The 15,766-nt window shown below is 41.7% G+C and carries 15 protein-coding genes and 3 tRNA genes; 8 read left to right on the forward strand and 10 right to left on the reverse strand.

Going from position 1 to position 15,766, the window contains the following annotated elements; all coding sequences use genetic code 11:
- Nucleotides 1–10: 10 nt before the first annotated feature.
- Nucleotides 11–1,150, reverse strand: a complete 1,140-nt coding sequence (gene carA, locus FTU66_RS00695) for a glutamine-hydrolyzing carbamoyl-phosphate synthase small subunit (RefSeq protein ID WP_180112161.1) — start codon at nt 1,148–1,150, stop codon at nt 11–13.
- A 323-nt stretch (nt 1,151–1,473) separates the two neighbouring features.
- On the opposite strand from carA, the gene FTU66_RS00700 reads away from it, so the two are divergent.
- Entirely contained in the window at nt 1,474–1,953 is a 480-nt protein-coding gene (locus FTU66_RS00700) for a hypothetical protein (protein WP_180112162.1), read from the forward strand.
- A gap of 125 nt (nt 1,954–2,078) precedes the next feature.
- Here FTU66_RS00700 and FTU66_RS00705 read toward each other — a convergent pair whose 3' ends face one another.
- Together FTU66_RS00705 and yhbY are read right to left on the reverse strand one after the other, a co-directional pair.
- Entirely contained in the window at nt 2,079–2,618 is a 540-nt protein-coding gene (locus FTU66_RS00705; protein ID WP_180059959.1) for a DOMON-like domain-containing protein, read from the reverse strand.
- A gap of 6 nt (nt 2,619–2,624) precedes the next feature.
- Entirely contained in the window at nt 2,625–2,948 is a 324-nt protein-coding gene (gene yhbY, locus FTU66_RS00710; RefSeq protein ID WP_004972158.1) for a ribosome assembly RNA-binding protein YhbY, read from the reverse strand.
- Between the two features lie 297 nt (nt 2,949–3,245).
- On the opposite strand from yhbY, the gene rlmE reads away from it, so the two are divergent.
- The 4 genes from rlmE (at nt 3,246) to FTU66_RS00730 (ending at nt 7,359) form a co-directional block, all read left to right on the forward strand.
- Nucleotides 3,246–3,896: a 23S rRNA (uridine(2552)-2'-O)-methyltransferase RlmE gene (gene rlmE, locus FTU66_RS00715; protein WP_004972157.1), complete on the forward strand. Its 651-nt coding sequence runs from the start codon at nt 3,246–3,248 to the stop codon at nt 3,894–3,896.
- Between the two features lie 136 nt (nt 3,897–4,032).
- Nucleotides 4,033–5,922: an ATP-dependent zinc metalloprotease FtsH gene (gene ftsH / locus FTU66_RS00720; RefSeq protein WP_004972155.1), complete on the forward strand. Its 1,890-nt coding sequence runs from the start codon at nt 4,033–4,035 to the stop codon at nt 5,920–5,922.
- Nucleotides 5,923–6,099: 177 nt separating this feature from the next.
- Nucleotides 6,100–6,954, forward strand: a complete 855-nt coding sequence (gene folP, locus FTU66_RS00725; protein ID WP_096900999.1) for a dihydropteroate synthase — start codon at nt 6,100–6,102, stop codon at nt 6,952–6,954.
- 90 nt (nt 6,955–7,044) lie between these two features.
- Complete coding sequence (locus FTU66_RS00730; protein WP_131260668.1) at nt 7,045–7,359, forward strand: DUF5713 family protein; 315 nt, start codon at nt 7,045–7,047, stop codon at nt 7,357–7,359.
- Nucleotides 7,360–7,384: 25 nt separating this feature from the next.
- Here FTU66_RS00730 and FTU66_RS00735 read toward each other — a convergent pair whose 3' ends face one another.
- Nucleotides 7,385–7,810 (reverse strand): hypothetical protein, encoded by a 426-nt coding sequence (locus FTU66_RS00735; RefSeq protein WP_167845853.1) that lies wholly within the window; start codon nt 7,808–7,810, stop codon nt 7,385–7,387.
- Between the two features lie 119 nt (nt 7,811–7,929).
- Nucleotides 7,930–8,015 (reverse strand) — tRNA-Leu (locus FTU66_RS00740).
- 209 nt (nt 8,016–8,224) lie between these two features.
- Between FTU66_RS00740 and FTU66_RS00745 the strand changes: the two genes are divergently transcribed.
- Nucleotides 8,225–9,997, forward strand: a complete 1,773-nt coding sequence (locus tag FTU66_RS00745) for an alkaline phosphatase (protein ID WP_180050640.1) — start codon at nt 8,225–8,227, stop codon at nt 9,995–9,997.
- A 70-nt stretch (nt 9,998–10,067) separates the two neighbouring features.
- On the opposite strand, the gene FTU66_RS00750 is transcribed toward FTU66_RS00745, so the two are convergent.
- The 3 genes from FTU66_RS00750 to FTU66_RS00760 form a co-directional block, all read right to left on the reverse strand.
- Nucleotides 10,068–10,799, reverse strand: coding sequence for a hypothetical protein (locus FTU66_RS00750; protein WP_180112163.1), 732 nt, complete (start codon nt 10,797–10,799; stop codon nt 10,068–10,070).
- Between the two features lie 109 nt (nt 10,800–10,908).
- A tRNA-Leu gene (locus tag FTU66_RS00755) sits at nt 10,909–10,994 on the reverse strand.
- 15 nt (nt 10,995–11,009) lie between these two features.
- Nucleotides 11,010–11,083 (reverse strand) — tRNA-Cys (locus tag FTU66_RS00760).
- A 152-nt stretch (nt 11,084–11,235) separates the two neighbouring features.
- Between FTU66_RS00760 and folD the strand changes: the two genes are divergently transcribed.
- Both folD and FTU66_RS00770 read left to right on the forward strand, forming a co-directional pair.
- Nucleotides 11,236–12,084 carry a bifunctional methylenetetrahydrofolate dehydrogenase/methenyltetrahydrofolate cyclohydrolase FolD gene (gene folD, locus FTU66_RS00765; RefSeq protein ID WP_180112164.1) on the forward strand — a complete coding sequence of 283 codons (849 nt, stop codon included), beginning with the start codon at nt 11,236–11,238 and terminating at the stop codon, nt 12,082–12,084.
- 270 nt (nt 12,085–12,354) lie between these two features.
- Nucleotides 12,355–13,023, forward strand: coding sequence for a methyltransferase (locus FTU66_RS00770; RefSeq protein WP_004972140.1), 669 nt, complete (start codon nt 12,355–12,357; stop codon nt 13,021–13,023).
- Nucleotides 13,024–13,062: 39 nt separating this feature from the next.
- Here the strand turns inward: FTU66_RS00770 and FTU66_RS00775 are convergent, their stop codons facing one another.
- Nucleotides 13,063–13,497 carry a hypothetical protein gene (locus FTU66_RS00775; protein ID WP_131260784.1) on the reverse strand — a complete coding sequence of 145 codons (435 nt, stop codon included), beginning with the start codon at nt 13,495–13,497 and terminating at the stop codon, nt 13,063–13,065.
- A 293-nt stretch (nt 13,498–13,790) separates the two neighbouring features.
- Nucleotides 13,791–15,620 (reverse strand): phosphoenolpyruvate carboxykinase (GTP), encoded by a 1,830-nt coding sequence (locus FTU66_RS00780; protein ID WP_180112165.1) that lies wholly within the window; start codon nt 15,618–15,620, stop codon nt 13,791–13,793.
- Nucleotides 15,621–15,766 lie beyond the last annotated feature (146 nt).

Consider the following 15,766-nt stretch of genomic DNA (forward strand, 5'->3'; position numbering starts at 1 on the left):
CGCTCCTTAATTACTTCTTAGCGGCTTCAATAAGTTCGATGAAATGATCGAACAATGGTGCGCAGTCATGTGGACCTGGACTTGCTTCTGGGTGACCTTGGAAGCTAAATGCAGGCTTGTCTGTACGATGAATACCTTGGTTTGTGCCATCGAACAATGAACGATGCGTTGAACGTACATTGTTTGGTAAGGTACTTTCATCTACCGCGAAGCCGTGGTTCTGAGAAGTAATCATCACTGTACCAGTTTCTAAGTTCTGTACAGGATGGTTTGCGCCGTGGTGTCCGTTCGGCATTTTCATTGTTTTTGCACCTGATGCAAGTGCAAGAATTTGGTGACCTAAACAGATACCAAATACAGGAGTATTCGTGGTTTCTACAATTGTTTTTACAGCTTCAATTGCGTAGTCACATGCAGCAGGGTCGCCAGGGCCATTTGACAAGAAAATGCCATCTGGGTTTAACGCAAGGACTTGTTCAGCAGGGGTTTGTGCAGGAACAACGGTTAATTTACAACCGCGGTCTGCGAGCATACGCAGGATGTTGGTTTTGACACCGTAATCGTATGCAACCACATGATATTTAAGTTCAGGTTGAGTAAAGCCTTTGCCAAGTTCCCATGAACCTTCAGTCCATTCAAAACCTTCAGGGTCGCAGCATACTTTTGCAAGATCTAAGCCGTTTAAGCCGCCAAATGCACGTGCTTTAGCAATTGCTTCTTCTTCAGTGATATTTTCACCAGCAAGAATACAGCCGTTTTGCGCACCTTTGGCACGTAAAATACGGGTCAATTTACGGGTATCAATATCTGCAATCGCAACCACGTTGTGTGCTTGCAAATATTCTGCTAAAGATTGATTAGAACGGAAGTTACTGTGTAGTAAAGGCAAATCACGGATAATTAAACCGTTTGCCCATACTTTATGAATACGACCAGACTCGACATCTTCATCATTACAACCTGTGTTCCCAATGTGCGGGTAAGTTAAAGTCACAAGTTGCTGTGCATAACTCGGGTCGGTCAAAATTTCTTGATAGCCAGTCATGGCAGTGTTAAAAACGACTTCACCAGTCGTACTTCCCGTTGCACCGATAGACGTACCTTTAAAGATTGTACCGTCGGCAAGGGCTAAAATGGCGGGGGTGCTCAAACCAAAGCTCCTGAACTAAAACCACAAAAATAGGGCTGTAAAAAAGCGAGTAGACGAAAAAAAAGGAAGGTCAATGTTTAAACCTACCCTCCTATGTCTGCTCGCTTGAACTTAACATTGCATTATACGCATGAGCTCACCAAAAGTCCATTCAGTTTCTGATGAATATGTAAGATAAAGGGCTTGCTTTTTTTGGCTGATTTATGTTTTAGCAATGTAGTAAAATGTAAGTAATCTACGATTGTCTAACAATACAAAACCCATATTCGAGCAAATTCACTTATGCTGAAAATATAAACAACAACGACCTTGGGTGAAGCAAAATGACTGAACAAGAAAAATCAGTAGCTGACAATAAAGCAATCAAAGATGCGGTGCATGAGGGTGCTGAAAAGCTTGAAAAAGTCACTCATGATGCCAAAGAACAGGTGCTTGATGTGGTTGCGGAAACGCAAGAAAAACTTCAAGCCGAAGCGAAACAACTCAATGCCAGCGTGCAAGAGCAATTGGGTCAGTTAAAGCAAGATGTGTTGCAAAAAATTGAAGCTTTAAAAGCACAATTTGGTAGTTCACCTAAAGATTTAGGCGAATTAAAAGACTTTGTAAAAACTGAATTTAGCGCAATTATTGAAGATCTTTCTAAACTTGGTAAAGAGTTGAAAGAAGATGTCAGCAGCATTTCAGTAAAACACAAAGATCAATTGGCTGAAACTTTTAAGCGTTCTAAAGAGCACACACTAGAAGCGTGGAAAAAAGTAAATCCATCAAAAACTGAAACTAATGATGAAACTGATCAAGCATAATCCAGTTTAATCTGTTGCTGATTCAGCCATAAAAAAAAGTGAGGTCATGCGCCTCACTTTTTTATTTAAATTTCTTGCTCAAACCAAAAACTAGTTGTTTCAATCTAAACTACTATTAATCACAGTTAGAACTGATGTAGCCAATCGCGCTTATTGTGAAAATCGGCGGCAGGGCTGCTGTGTTGCATGGCATAAAACTGCTCGCCCTGACTGGTTTTTAATACAGCTGTGAGCCCAATAAACAAATCTGTCCATTTCAGTTTATGTTTCAGCATAAATTCGGTTAAATCCAAACTGACATTTAAACCGTAATGCGTACGTTTTAGCTGATTCAACTCAATATCATAAGCGGCCACAGGTGGCATTTGCTCAGGATAACGATATTCTTCAAAGGCATAGGCTTGCCAAGCTTGAGAAGAGGAGAGATTGATTTCACGATAAAAATCTTCGCCCTGAACGCCAATGAAAATTTCAAAGCAGGTCTGTTTCCACAAAAAGTCCTGACGTGGATGTGAAGCTACCAATGCAGGCCATTCGACCCACTGATTCGGATCACGCAGCCAATAACCTACATTTAAGCTAAACGGACTTTGTTGTTCAATTGCACCGACCAAAGAAATCGCTTGAAACTGACGATCAAAGGCGCTGAGTTCGTAACTTGCCATATAAGCTTAGTTAGACAAATGAGCGTGACGAACTAAATTTGACAACTTGGCATTTTGTTTTGCTGCTTTTTTATAAAGTAAAGCAATTTTACCAATTGTTTGTACCACTTCAGAACCTGTTGCTGCAGCAATTTCAGTAATTACAGCTGCACGTACTTCACGGTCTTCACCACCAATTTTAACTTTAATCAATTCGTGATCGTTTAAAGCACGGTTGGTTTCTTCAATTACATTTTCAGTCAAACCTTGACCGCCAACCATCACTACAGGGTTAAGTGCATGACCAATTTGACGTAAACGCTTGCGTTCCTGAATAGAGAGAGCCGCCATAAAGATAACCTAATTTTAAAAACGGCTTAGTATAACAAAAGCCAATTTGAAACGCTGTAAATTCTATGCAAATAATCCGCGATCTTGCAGCAGTACAAAAATATCAAAATTGAACATTTGCTTAGGTTTATCCATTAGTGATGAGAGAGGTTTTTTATGCCACAGTACAGAAATAAGCGATGGATTTAATAGAAAAAACTTGTTAGTTATTGGCATTTAGATACAGATGTCTACTGCAAGCTTGCTAATTTTCACGTACAATCGCAATTTAGATGGCTATTCGTTACTAAGAGAGTTATGGCAACACGCATTACCAACCAAAAGTTATCCAAAAGTAGTCGTGCGTGGATGAGAGAGCACCTAGATGATCCCTTTGTGAAAAGAGCGCAAAAAGAAGGGTATCGTGCACGTGCTGCATACAAACTACTTGAGATTCAAGAAAAATATAAACTGATCAAACCGGGCATGACGGTGGTGGACTTAGGTGCAGCACCGGGTAGTTGGTCGCAAATCGCAGGGAAACTTGTCGGCGACAAAGGTTTGGTGATCGCTTCCGATATTTTGGAAATGGACGCACTACCAGATGTGACCTTTTTACAAGGTGACTTCCGCGAAGAAGAAGTTTTCGAAAAATTGTTAAATATTTTAAACGGACGCACGGTAGACGTTGTAATTTCCGATATGGCCCCCAATACATCAGGTAATAAAGCTGTAGATCAACCGCGTCAAATTTACTTATGTGAGTTGGCTCTCGATTTTGCCAATCGCGTATTGGGACCTAATGGTCAGTTTGTGGTCAAAGTGTTCCAAGGTTCGGGGTTTGACGAATTTCGTAAACAGGTCGTGGACAGTTTTGATGTTCTAAAGACAGCAAAACCCGCTGCTTCACGGGCGCGTTCCAAAGAAGTATTCCTTATTGGACAAGGACGTAAAAAAGCGTCTAAATAAAGTTTACTTGCCAAGCCGTTAAAAATTGTGCATTTTGTACGTTTTTAATGAATTGTCTAGCTGATCTTCAGCTTTTTGAATGAAAGGTCACCCAGTAACGGGCATGATCAAATTAGATTGATATGGGAATAAAGCTTTGAGCGATCTCTTCAAGAATGCCGTATTGTGGCTGATTATACTTGGTGTGCTGATTCTAATTTTCAGCAACATCAATAACAGTGAAAAGCCAACTGCAATGAACTATTCAGAGTTCGTTACAGCGGTGAATGCTGGTCAAATTAAGCAAGTCACAATTGATGGCGAAAGAATTAGTGGCGAAAAAGTCAACGGCTCGTCCTTTGAAAGCATTCGTCCAGCAGTTCAAGACCCTGAACTGATGCCGAATCTGATTAAAAACAACGTTGTTGTTGAAGGTACTGCACCTCAACGTCAAGGTTTGTTAATGCAACTATTGATCGCAAGTTTCCCTGTACTTTTAATCATTTTGTTATTCATGTTCTTTATGCGCAACATGGGTGGCGGTGCAGGTGGTAAAAACGGCCCGATGAGCTTTGGTAAATCTAAAGCCAAAATGTTGTCTGAAGACCAAATTAAAGTCACATTTGCCGATGTAGCAGGTTGTGACGAAGCAAAACAAGAAGTGGTTGAAATTGTAGATTTCTTAAAAGACCCTGCTAAATTCAAGCGTTTAGGTGCAACTATTCCTAAAGGTGTGTTGATGGTAGGTCCACCGGGTACAGGTAAAACCTTATTGGCCAAAGCCATTGCAGGCGAAGCCAAAGTTCCATTCTTCAGCATTTCTGGTTCTGACTTCGTTGAAATGTTCGTGGGTGTAGGTGCTTCTCGTGTTCGTGATATGTTTGAGCAAGCTAAACGCCATGCACCATGTATCATCTTTATTGATGAGATTGATGCGGTAGGTCGTCACCGTGGTTCAGGTACAGGTGGTGGTCACGATGAACGTGAGCAAACACTTAACCAAATGCTTGTTGAAATGGATGGTTTTGAAGGCAATGAAGGCATTATTGTTATCGCTGCGACAAACCGTGCCGATGTACTGGATAAAGCTTTATTGCGTCCAGGTCGTTTTGACCGTCAAGTAATGGTTGGCTTGCCAGACATTAAAGGTCGTGAGCAAATTCTGAATGTTCACTTGAAAAAACTGCCTTCAGTTACAGGTGTAGATGTCAAAGTCTTGGCACGTGGTACACCAGGCTTCTCTGGTGCGCAATTGGCGAACCTTGTGAATGAAGCTGCATTGTTTGCTGCCCGTCGTAATAAAAATACGGTGGATATGCACGACTTTGAAGATGCTAAAGATAAGTTGTATATGGGCCCTGAACGTAAGTCGATGGTGCTGCGTGAAGAAGAACGTCGTGCAACGGCTTATCATGAAGCAGGTCATGCGATTGTTGCTGAAATGCTGCCGGGTACAGACCCTGTGCATAAAGTAACGATTATGCCGCGTGGCTGGGCATTGGGTGTGACATGGCAATTGCCTGAACATGACCAAACTAGCCATTATAAAGACAAAATGCTGAACGACTTGTCTATCTTGTTTGGTGGTCGTATTGCAGAAGAAGTCTTTATTAATCAAATGTCGACAGGTGCATCGAATGACTTTGAGCGTGCGACTAAATTAGCACGTGCGATGGTGACCAAATACGGTATGTCTGACAAGTTAGGCGTAATGGTCTATGAAGACGATACACAACAATCATTCATGGGTAGTTTAGGCAGCCGTACGATTTCTGAAGCCACCCAGCAACAAGTGGATGCTGAAGTTCGTCGTATTATTGATGAGCAATATAAAGTTGCCCGCGATATTTTGGAAAATAACCAAGACATTGCCCACGCAATGGTAAAAGCATTGTTGGAATGGGAAACCATTGATCGTGACCAAATCCGTGACATTATGGAAGGTCGTGAGCCACAGCCACCGAAGGTGTATATTGCAGACAATCCTGTGATTGATGTAACACCAACCGATGGTCCAAGCACACCGCCACCATTACCAGCGAGCTAATCAGCTCACATGATGTTAAAAAAGAGTCTTTGTATAAAGGCTCTTTTTTTTATTCGTGTGGTTTATGTGCAGTTGTGACCGGAATATTGAGGTCTGTTGACGCTCATCGAAAAGAATTCCACATCTTTAAAATTAGCCTTGTTAAAATAAGCTTTTCAAATTGAAAGGAAGACCAGCATGCAGCTAATGCCATTACCCAAACGTGTATTGCAATGTGGACGTTTGCGTTTAGATTTATCTCAGCCGCATGTGATGGGAATTCTAAATGTGACACCAGACTCGTTTAGTGATGGTGGGCGACATAATGAAAAAGATGCTGCTGTGGCGCGTGCTTTGGAAATGATAGCCGAAGGTGCAACCGTGATTGATATTGGCGGTGAGTCTACACGTCCGGGGGCAAGTCCTGTGAGTGTAGAAGAAGAAATTCGTCGTGTGGTTCCTGTGGCGGAAGCCTTATCTACTTATGATGTAGTGCTTTCGATTGATACGTCACAGCCTGAAGTGATTCGTGCTGCCGTAGCTGCGGGGGCGCATATCTGGAATGATGTACGTGCGCTGACCCGTCCAAATGCGTTGCAAACAGCTGCTGAGTTAAATATCCCCGTGATTATTATGCACATGCGTGGTGAACCGACCACCATGAACAATTTAGATCAATATGATGATGTCACTGCAGATGTGATTGCAGAATTGCAGCAACGTGTCGCTGATGCTTTGGCGGTAGGGGTCAAGCCTGAAAATATCATGATTGATCCAGGTTTTGGTTTTGCGAAAAATGCACAACAGAATCTGAAATTGTTAAATGAGTTGCATCAACTTAATGGTATGGGGTATCCAATTTTATCGGCATTGTCCCGTAAACGCTTTATTGGTGAAGCTTTGGGTGGGGCAGAGCCAACACAGCGTGCAGTTGGTTCTGTAGCGGCACATTTACTCAGTATTCAGCAAGGTGCTTGTATGGTGCGTGCGCATGATGTGAAAGCCATGTCTGACGCCATTAAAGTCTGGCAAGCAATGCAGTTGGCAAATTAATCGCAGTATGCAAATTGGGGCGAAGCTAGAATTAAAGCCTTGCTTATGCTATATAGGCACGCTTGAATCTCTGTATTTTTGAGTGCCTGTATGTTTGCAGATTTACTTCTCCCGATGTTTGATGATGAGTTTTATCCTGATATTTTAGTTGCTGAGTTAAAACAACTGATTCAACAGTTTGCAAAACACGTGTCTAAATCCAATTTATCTGAAACCGATATTTATCATTTTGCAGATCAGACCGTGCAAGCCATTAATAAAATGAAACCACAATTTGAAGATCTGGATTCAGATTTGGACGATACCGCAGCAGATTATATTGCTGAGGCGATGATGATGGTGCTGCAAGATCAAGGCTATTTCGAGATTGAAATGGAAGAGTTGATTGCAACGAGAGAGTGGTGATAGGTCACTCTCTTTCAGCTTTAATTTATGGGTGATTCAATAAATCATCTAAAACATCATCCAAATGGCAACTTTGCTGTGTATGTAGTTCTGCAATTTCCCGAACATTCAACGTATATAGCCCATTATGTTCATTCGGCTGTGCAATTAAATTGACCCAAAACTTTGTATTTTGTTGCAGCAAAGTTTTGAGTTGCTTTTCTTCTTCAGGATTTTGGAAATTTAATAAATATAAATTGTTGCCTAAGCTGCAACGACGTAATTGTAATTCTTGATTTTTATATTGCAATGTTCCTGCAAAAACATCATAAAATTCTGCATCAGTTTCAATTGGGTTTACGGATTCGGTTGCTGACTCAAGGCTGGGATTTTGTGCATGGCTTGCAAAACTGAGCAAGCAGCATAAACAGATCACCCATTTGAAAGAGAAGATAAAGCGTTGTAGAGACATTTCAAATCATCGGCACATAAGTGTTATCGTTTTCAATATTATATTTTTTAGGCATAAAAAAACCAGCTTAATGCTGGAGTTCTTTATTTGCACCATTTGAATGATTTGATTCATTAAAATGGTGCCCGAGGCCAGACTCGAACTGGCACGCTTTGAGGGCGGGGGATTTTAAATCCCCTGTGTCTACCGATTTCACCACTCGGGCATGTGCGCAATAATAGAGGACGAAATAAATCTTGGCAAGTAAATTTATTTACAATTGCTTTCTTTTCAATCAATTCAACTTATTAGCTTGAAAAAAGTTCGGTTTGCAGTATATTTCTGCTGTTTGTCATCAATATTTCATGAATTTGAGATCAAAGCGAAATCATAAATTTCTATGTTGAGCGCTCAAGAAAAATAAAAGGAATATTCATGAACATTCGCTTAACTCGCCGAGAGTTGATTCAAAAAAGTTTGGCTGGTTTTGGGGCGTTGTCATTGCCAGTCGCATTAACTGCATGTGGTGATGACAATGAAAATACAGCAGAAAATGCATTAAAGGTGCAGTTTTTGCATGGTGTCGCCAGTGGTGATCCGCTGCATGACCGTATCATTTTATGGACACGTGTAACGCCAAGTGATACAGCAGCGCGCATTGAAGTGGTTTGGGAAATTGCTAGCGATGAGGTGTTTAAGCAATTAGTAAACACAGGCAAAGTACAAACCAGTGCAGCGCAAGATTTTACTGTAAAGGTCGATGCAGATCGTTTGCAGACAGGGACTAAATATTATTACCGTTTCCGCTTTGGTAATACGGTTTCTGCTATAGGACAGACCAAAACCTTGCCACAACGCAGCGATCAAGTGAAATTTGCGGTCTGTTCTTGCTCGAACTATCCCGCAGGTTATTTTCATGTGTATAAAGAAATTGCACAGGAAAACAATCTGGATGTGATTATTCACTTGGGTGATTATATTTATGAATATGGACAAGGTGGCTACGCGACTGACGATGCAAAACAGTTAGGACGTACCTTTGCTGCAGACAATGATAAAGAAATTATCAAGTTAGATGATTATCGTAAACGTTATGCTTTATATCGTACCGATGCTGATTTGCAGACTGCTCACCAACGCCATCCATTTATTGTCATTTGGGATGACCATGAACTCAGTAATGATACTTGGGAAGCGGGTGCAGATAATCATCAAGAAGGTGAAGGCAGCTTTATAGAACGTAAAATTGCCGCATTACAGGCTTATTTCGAGTGGATGCCAATTCGTCCAGTTGCAGAAAATGATCATTTGAATATTTATCGCCAGTTTGATTTTGGTGGTTTGGTGAATTTGATGATGCTGGATACGCGTATTTTGGCGCGTCATAAGCAATTAGATTATGCTAACTATATGACGGCAGAAGGTATTGATGCTGCTAAATTTCAGGCAGATTTATTTAGTGATCAACGCACATTGATGGGTGGAGTTCAACGAGAATGGTTGCAAAAGCAGTTGGGGCAGTCTAAGGCTACTTGGAATGTTTTGGCTCAACAAGTGTTGATGGCGAAAATACTGATTCCACAAGAACTGTTATTGCCTTTAGCGAAAATCACCAATGGTGATCAGCAACCTGAAACACTTGCACAAATGAAGCAGAAAATTACAGAATTGGTCACGCTGAAATTGCGTTTAAAAGCGAATGATCCAACTTTGACAGCAGTAGATAAGTCACGTTTGTATGCGGTTGCACCTTATAACCTCGATGCTTGGGATGGTTATGCCTACGAGCGAGAAGTTGTGTATGGGACATTGCAGCAACTTGGGAAAAAAGCAGTGGTGTTGGCAGGTGATACTCACAATGCTTGGGCTGCAACCTTGCATACACATGAAACAAATCATGAGGTTGGGTTGGAATTCGCGACCAGCTCGGTATCATCGCCCGGAATTGAGTATTACTTAAATGTGCCTGCAGACGAAATGGCAGCCTTGGAATATGCCTTTCAAGAACTGATTGATGAACTAGATTATTGCAACTTAAATCAACGTGGTTATTTAACGGTGACTTTTGATCGTGCGCAAGTGGTTGCAGATTGGAAGTTTATAGATACGGTTAAGGCACGTGAATACAAACTCGATGATACGCGTGGTCATCAACAGAAGTATGGTGTAGACTTAAAACCAATCATTGATGTCGCTAAAACTGCTTAAAATTGGTGTGATATTTACAGAAAACCGAGTCTAAGTTGCTCGGTTTTTTTTGATGATTAAGCGGAGGTTTTTAATCGAGTTTATCTTGAATATAACTGTCTAAATCTATGTATTTAATGCTTTTACATAAATTGTGTTCAACCTGCATCAGTTGTTGATGTAACTGAATTGCATGTTGATATTGCTGATTCAATTGGGCAAAACGAGGGCTATTTTTATTGGAAAAATACATCCGATATTGAATTTTAGCAGCTTGACGATATGACCAATACGCAGCACGGCGAAATTGCGTTAAGCAATATTTTTGTTCAAGGCTTATGTGGTCACGGAACATATTCTCTTTATAGAAACGTACAAAACCAAAACTGATGCAGAAAAAGAATAAAATCCCTTGCAGAATTGCACTCTGAAAATAGGCGAAATTTACCGCTTGTAGCAGAATCAATACTGCTATTTTTATGGTGGCATGTTGCTGTAGTTGATACCACGATGCCGAACTGTGTTTAACTTGATACAACACATAAGGTAGAAGCAGCATAAAACCTAACATGATGGCTAAAATCGCCAATGCCTTGGCTTGAAAGGCATCGTACTGCGGTGCAAAGTTTTGAATCCCGTGCGCCAGACTGATTGAAATAGGAATAAAAATCAGGCAGGCCAAGACCCATGGAATCATTTCTTTCCAATCATCCAGCATGCCTTTGCTTTGAATAAAACCATAAAACAAAATATTTCTTTTAAATGCAGCAGGGTGTTGTTGTTGCAATTGCTGCAAATCAAGAAGCGCTTGTTTAGGGTTCATAGAGGCATCATTGAATATTGAATAAAGAGGGGAAAACCTAAAATTTAGGCATAAAAAAACCAGCTTAATGCTGGGTTCTTTATTTGCACCATTTTAATCTATTTTAAAATGGTGCCCGAGGCCAGACTCGAACTGGCACGCTTTGAGGGCGGGGGATTTTAAATCCCCTGTGTCTACCGATTTCACCACTCGGGCATAGTTTTACAAGATTGGAGGCGGAGGTCGGAATCGAACCGGCGTCCACGGAGTTGCAGTCCGCTGCATGACCACTCTGCCACCCCGCCGCGTCTTGTGATGCGTATATTAGCAAGCTCTGAAAAAAAAACAATACTATTAAATGAGCAGATGCACATTAATTCGACATATAGAATAAAATAGTCTAAATAATCATGTATTATTTGCAAAATTGATTCATATCAACATTTGGAGATGTGCCGTGGCATTAATTTTAGACGGTCGTGCATTGGCAAAACAAATTGAAGCTGATCTGTTAACACGTGTAGAAGCGTTAAAAGCAAAATCAGGTCGTACCCCAATTCTAGCGACTATTTTGGTCGGTGATGACGGTGCATCTGCAACTTATGTACGCATGAAGGGCAATGCTTGCCGTCGTGTGGGCATGGATTCTTTAAAAGTAGAATTGCCAACAGAAACCACCACAGAACAATTATTGGCAGAGATTGAAAAATTGAATGCCAATCCTGATGTGCATGGTATTTTGTTGCAACACCCAGTTCCTGCGCAAATTGATGAGCGTGCTTGTTTTGATGCGATCTCACTTGCAAAAGACGTAGATGGCGTGACCTGTTTAGGTTATGGCCGTATGGCAATGGGCGAAGCGGCATACGGTTCTGCAACACCTGCAGGCATTATGACCATCCTGAAAGAAAACAACATTGAAATCGCAGGCAAACATGCCGTTGTTGTGGGGCGTTCGGCAATTTTAGGTAAACCAATGGCTGCGATGCTTCTTGAAGCAAATGCCACAGTGACGATTTGCCATTCACGTACTCAAGATCTTGCAAGTTTTGTGAAACAAGCGGACATTATTGTTGGTGCAGTGGGTAAAGCTGAATTGATTCAAAAAGATTGGATCAAACAAGGTGCTGTAGTTGTTGATGCAGGCTTCCATCCACGTGATGGCGGTGGTGTTGGAGATATCCAATTGCAAGGCATTGAAGAGATTGCTTCTGCATATACGCCTGTACCAGGTGGCGTTGGCCCAATGACGATTACAACTTTGATTCGTCAAACAGTTGAAGCTGCTGAGAAAGCTTTAGGTTGATGAAGACCTCTCCCTAACCCTCTCTTGCGCTTCAATTTAAAAGCAGTGCTTTAAATTTTGCTCAGGAGAGGGGAAATTCATTGTGAAAATAATGGATGCTCCTTCTCTTGCGCCGTATACGGCTCAGGGAGAAGGCTGGAATGAGGGCTTAAAAATTCTCTCCCTAACTCTCCTAAAAAAGAGTGGGGAATTCATTGTAAAAATAATGAATGCTCCCTCTCCTTTAAAAAAGCAGAGGGAACTTTTTAAATTAGAACGAATAAAAATCCAATGAGCTGTACCTTTCAATTTCCTAAAGCCCCTGAACATCTTTTAGATGCTTTACATGATGTAATTCCAAATTGTGAATTACTGGCACAGCAATTGCCTGAAACGCCTATTTCACTTTGGCTTATTCCACCAGTATTTCCTACCGACAAGCTAGATGATGAAGTGATTCGTCGTATTTGGAATGATACGCCGTACTGGATTTTCTGTTGGGCTTCAGGACTTGCAATGGCGCAATGGTTATTGGCAGAACCGCAGCAAGTAAAAAATAAAGTCGTTTTAGACTTTGGTGCAGGTTCGGGCGTGGTGGCGATTGCTGCAAAAATGGCAGGTGCCAAACGGGTAATTTGTTGTGATATTGACCCCATTAGCCTTGCAGCCTGTCGAGCCAATGCTGAATTGAATGATGTGGTGCTTGAATATTTAGATGATCTATACAAAGCAGAACAAGTGGATGTATTGTTGGCTGCCGATGTACTTTATGATCAATGCAATCGCTTTTTTTTAGATGAGTTCTTAAAGTTCGCCCCAGAAGTTTGGGTGGCAGACAGCCGAGTGAAAAACTTTAGTCATCCACAATATATAAAAATAGATGAACGCAGCGCGACCACATGGCCAGATTTGGATGAAGCCAAAGAGTTCCGTAATGTGAGTTTTTATAAGACGCGATAACTCATCACGTCTTATAGGAAGCCAGTTTTGTGGCGCGAATTAATTGCAGCTATAACGCACAATGCGCAGTGTGCTTGGGCGAGCATCTAAGGCCTGACGTGTAGCATAGTTTTCACTGCTATGTAGCTCAGGTGTGTTCGATAAGCCAATAGAGGTGCGGCTTTGCCCAAGTTGGCGACCATACGGGTCTTGTTGGTTGGCTGCAGGATTCACCACTTCATTAATACTTAAAATCCGCAATTGATAAGTTTTATGCGCACCAAGTTCTTTTTGGCAGGCACGCTGTAATTTACTTTCATCGCGCTGTTGGTTTTGACGTCCTGCAAGAGTGTAGGCTAATACTGCGTTGCGATCAGTTTTGCTTTCGACTTTATAGCCAATAAAACTATTCTCGTTTTGCTCAGGCAAACTTTGACAAGCGGATAAACCTAACCCAAGTCCCGTCATAGCCAAAATAATCATTGTATTCTTCATGGTTTTATTCATGATCATGTCTCATGTTTTGATGTCATTTCATTCTTGTTTTAAGTATGCCATAGCTGAGTGGACAAAGCATGGCTTTGTTGGTGATGTGGTAGGCTGTCTATATTGGGGGTGATAAGTGTGTTTTGATGATGTCATGTTTTTACCTTGAATCTTCGTATTATTTAGTATTTACACATCAGCGGGGGATGTTGAAGCTGGAATGTTGATGTTTTTAGCAACTAAAATATTAGGGCAATAAAAAAGGTCACCGAAGTGACCTTTTCTTAGCAATCAGCGTTGAATTACGCAGATTTAACCGCTTCAAGTAAAGCAGCTTGACGTGCTTTCAATGCAGCAGGTAGGCGCTCACCAAGTTTGTTGAATAACTCAGTGTGGCTTTCTAACTCTTTGATCCATTGTTCTTTGTCTTGCGCTGTTACAGTTTCAAATTGCTCTTTAGAGAAATCTAAACCAGTCCAGTTCAATTGCTCATACGTTGGAACAAAACCAATTGGAGTTTCAACAGCTTCTGCACGACCTTCGCAACGATCAATGATCCACTCAAGTACACGCATGTTTTGACCAAAACCAGGCCATACGAAGTTGCCTTCTGCATCACGACGGAACCAGTTTACGTTGTAGATACCTGGTAATTTGTTGCCTGCAGCTTTTGCTTTTTCGCCAACTTTCTCACCCATTTCTAACCAGTGAGAGAAGTAGTCTGCCATGTTGTAACCAGCAAATGGAAGCATTGCAAATGGGTCGCGGCGTACAATACCTTGTTGACCAACGGCTGCTGCAGTAGTTTCAGAACCCATAGTTGCAGCTTTATATACGCCATCTACCCAGTCAAATGCTTCTGAAATTAGAGGCACTGTGTCTGCACGACGACCACCGAAGATGAACGCTGAAATTGGAACACCTGCTGGATTTTCCCAGTCAGCATCAATAGAAGGACATTGACCCGCTGCAACAGTGAAGCGCGCATTTGGATGAGCTGCTTTTTCTGCGCCAGTATGTGGTTGACCTTTCCAGTTGGTTAAGTTTGCAGGAACTTCTTTAGATAGACCTTCCCACCATACTTCGCCGTTGTCAGTCACAGCAACGTTGGTATAAATCACGTCTTTGTGCAGAGTTGCCATACAGTTCGGGTTAGTCTTGGTGTTTGTACCAGGAGCAACACCGAAGAAACCAGCTTCAGGGTTAATTGCATATAAGCGACCATCTTCACCTGGTTTGATCCAAGCAATATCGTCACCTACAGTTTCAATTTTCCAGCCTTCATAACCTGCAGGTGGAATTAACATCGCAAAGTTGGTTTTACCACATGCAGAAGGGAATGCTGCTGCGATGTAGTGTTTTTCGCCTTGTGGGTTGGTCACGCCTAAAATAAGCATGTGTTCAGCTAACCAGCCTTGTTCACGACCCATTGCAGAAGCAATACGAAGCGCTAAGCATTTTTTACCCAATAATGCGTTACCGCCGTAACCAGAACCATATGACCAGATTTCACGAGTTTCTGGATAATGTACGATGTATTTTTCTTTGTTACATGGCCAAGCAACGTCTTTCTCGCCTTCAGCCAATGGTGCGCCCACAGTGTGTACGCAAGGAACAAATTCGCCATCTGTGCCCAATACGTCATAAACAGCTTTACCCATACGAGCCATTTTAGACATGCTAACTGCAACATAAGGAGAGTCAGTTAATTCAATACCGATGTGCGCAATGTGGCTACCCAATGGGCCCATAGAGAATGGAACCACGTACATGGTACGACCAGCCATTGAGCCGTCGAATAAACCGTTTAATTTAGCGCGCATTTCAGCTGGCGCTTCCCAGTTGTTGGTCGCACCAGCATCTTCTTTGTTTTCAGAGCAGATGAAAGTACGGTCTTCAACACGAGCAACGTCAGAAGGATCAGAGTTTGCAAGGTACGAACCAGGGTGTTTTTCTTGGTTTAATGCTTGCATGGTGCCGTTAGCGATCATCAAGTCAATGAGACGTTGATATTCTTCAGCGCTACCGTCACACCATTCAATTTTTGCTGGTTTCGTTAACTTTGCAATTTCTTCAACCCATGCAATAAGCTTAGGGTGACGAACGAATTCTGGTGCGTTCACTTGGGTCATGGTGAGGCCTATCTTAAATGTGTACAAATGATGTACAAAGTACAATCTGAACAACGGGATACATCGTTCAGATGAAATATGAAAAAAAGTGGCTGTATTAAAGCACAAAATCATAAAAAAAATAAGACTTAGGCATGATTTGGCTT

This window comes from Acinetobacter sp. YH12131, from assembly GCF_013418635.1.
GTDB classification, from domain to species: Bacteria; Pseudomonadota; Gammaproteobacteria; order Pseudomonadales; family Moraxellaceae; genus Acinetobacter; species Acinetobacter towneri.

Bases quoted from the DNA above. Each gene is read 5' to 3' on its own strand.
- FTU66_RS00750 (WP_180112163.1), bottom strand. From the start codon at position 10,799: ATGAACCCTAAACAAGCGCTTCTTGATTTGCAGCAATTGCAACAACAA.
- FTU66_RS00775 (WP_131260784.1), bottom strand. From the start codon at position 13,497: ATGAAGAATACAATGATTATTTTGGCTATGACGGGACTTGGGTTAGGT.
- FTU66_RS00735 (WP_167845853.1), bottom strand. From the start codon at position 7,810: ATGTCTCTACAACGCTTTATCTTCTCTTTCAAATGGGTGATCTGTTTA.
- FTU66_RS00700 (WP_180112162.1), top strand. From the start codon at position 1,474: ATGACTGAACAAGAAAAATCAGTAGCTGACAATAAAGCAATCAAAGAT.
- FTU66_RS00730 (WP_131260668.1), top strand. From the start codon at position 7,045: ATGTTTGCAGATTTACTTCTCCCGATGTTTGATGATGAGTTTTATCCT.
- FTU66_RS00745 (WP_180050640.1), top strand. From the start codon at position 8,225: ATGAACATTCGCTTAACTCGCCGAGAGTTGATTCAAAAAAGTTTGGCT.
- FTU66_RS00780 (WP_180112165.1), bottom strand. From the start codon at position 15,620: ATGACCCAAGTGAACGCACCAGAATTCGTTCGTCACCCTAAGCTTATT.
- yhbY (WP_004972158.1), bottom strand. From the start codon at position 2,948: ATGGCGGCTCTCTCTATTCAGGAACGCAAGCGTTTACGTCAAATTGGT.
- FTU66_RS00705 (WP_180059959.1), bottom strand. From the start codon at position 2,618: ATGGCAAGTTACGAACTCAGCGCCTTTGATCGTCAGTTTCAAGCGATT.
- FTU66_RS00770 (WP_004972140.1), top strand. From the start codon at position 12,355: ATGAGCTGTACCTTTCAATTTCCTAAAGCCCCTGAACATCTTTTAGAT.
- rlmE (WP_004972157.1), top strand. From the start codon at position 3,246: ATGGCAACACGCATTACCAACCAAAAGTTATCCAAAAGTAGTCGTGCG.
- folP (WP_096900999.1), top strand. From the start codon at position 6,100: ATGCAGCTAATGCCATTACCCAAACGTGTATTGCAATGTGGACGTTTG.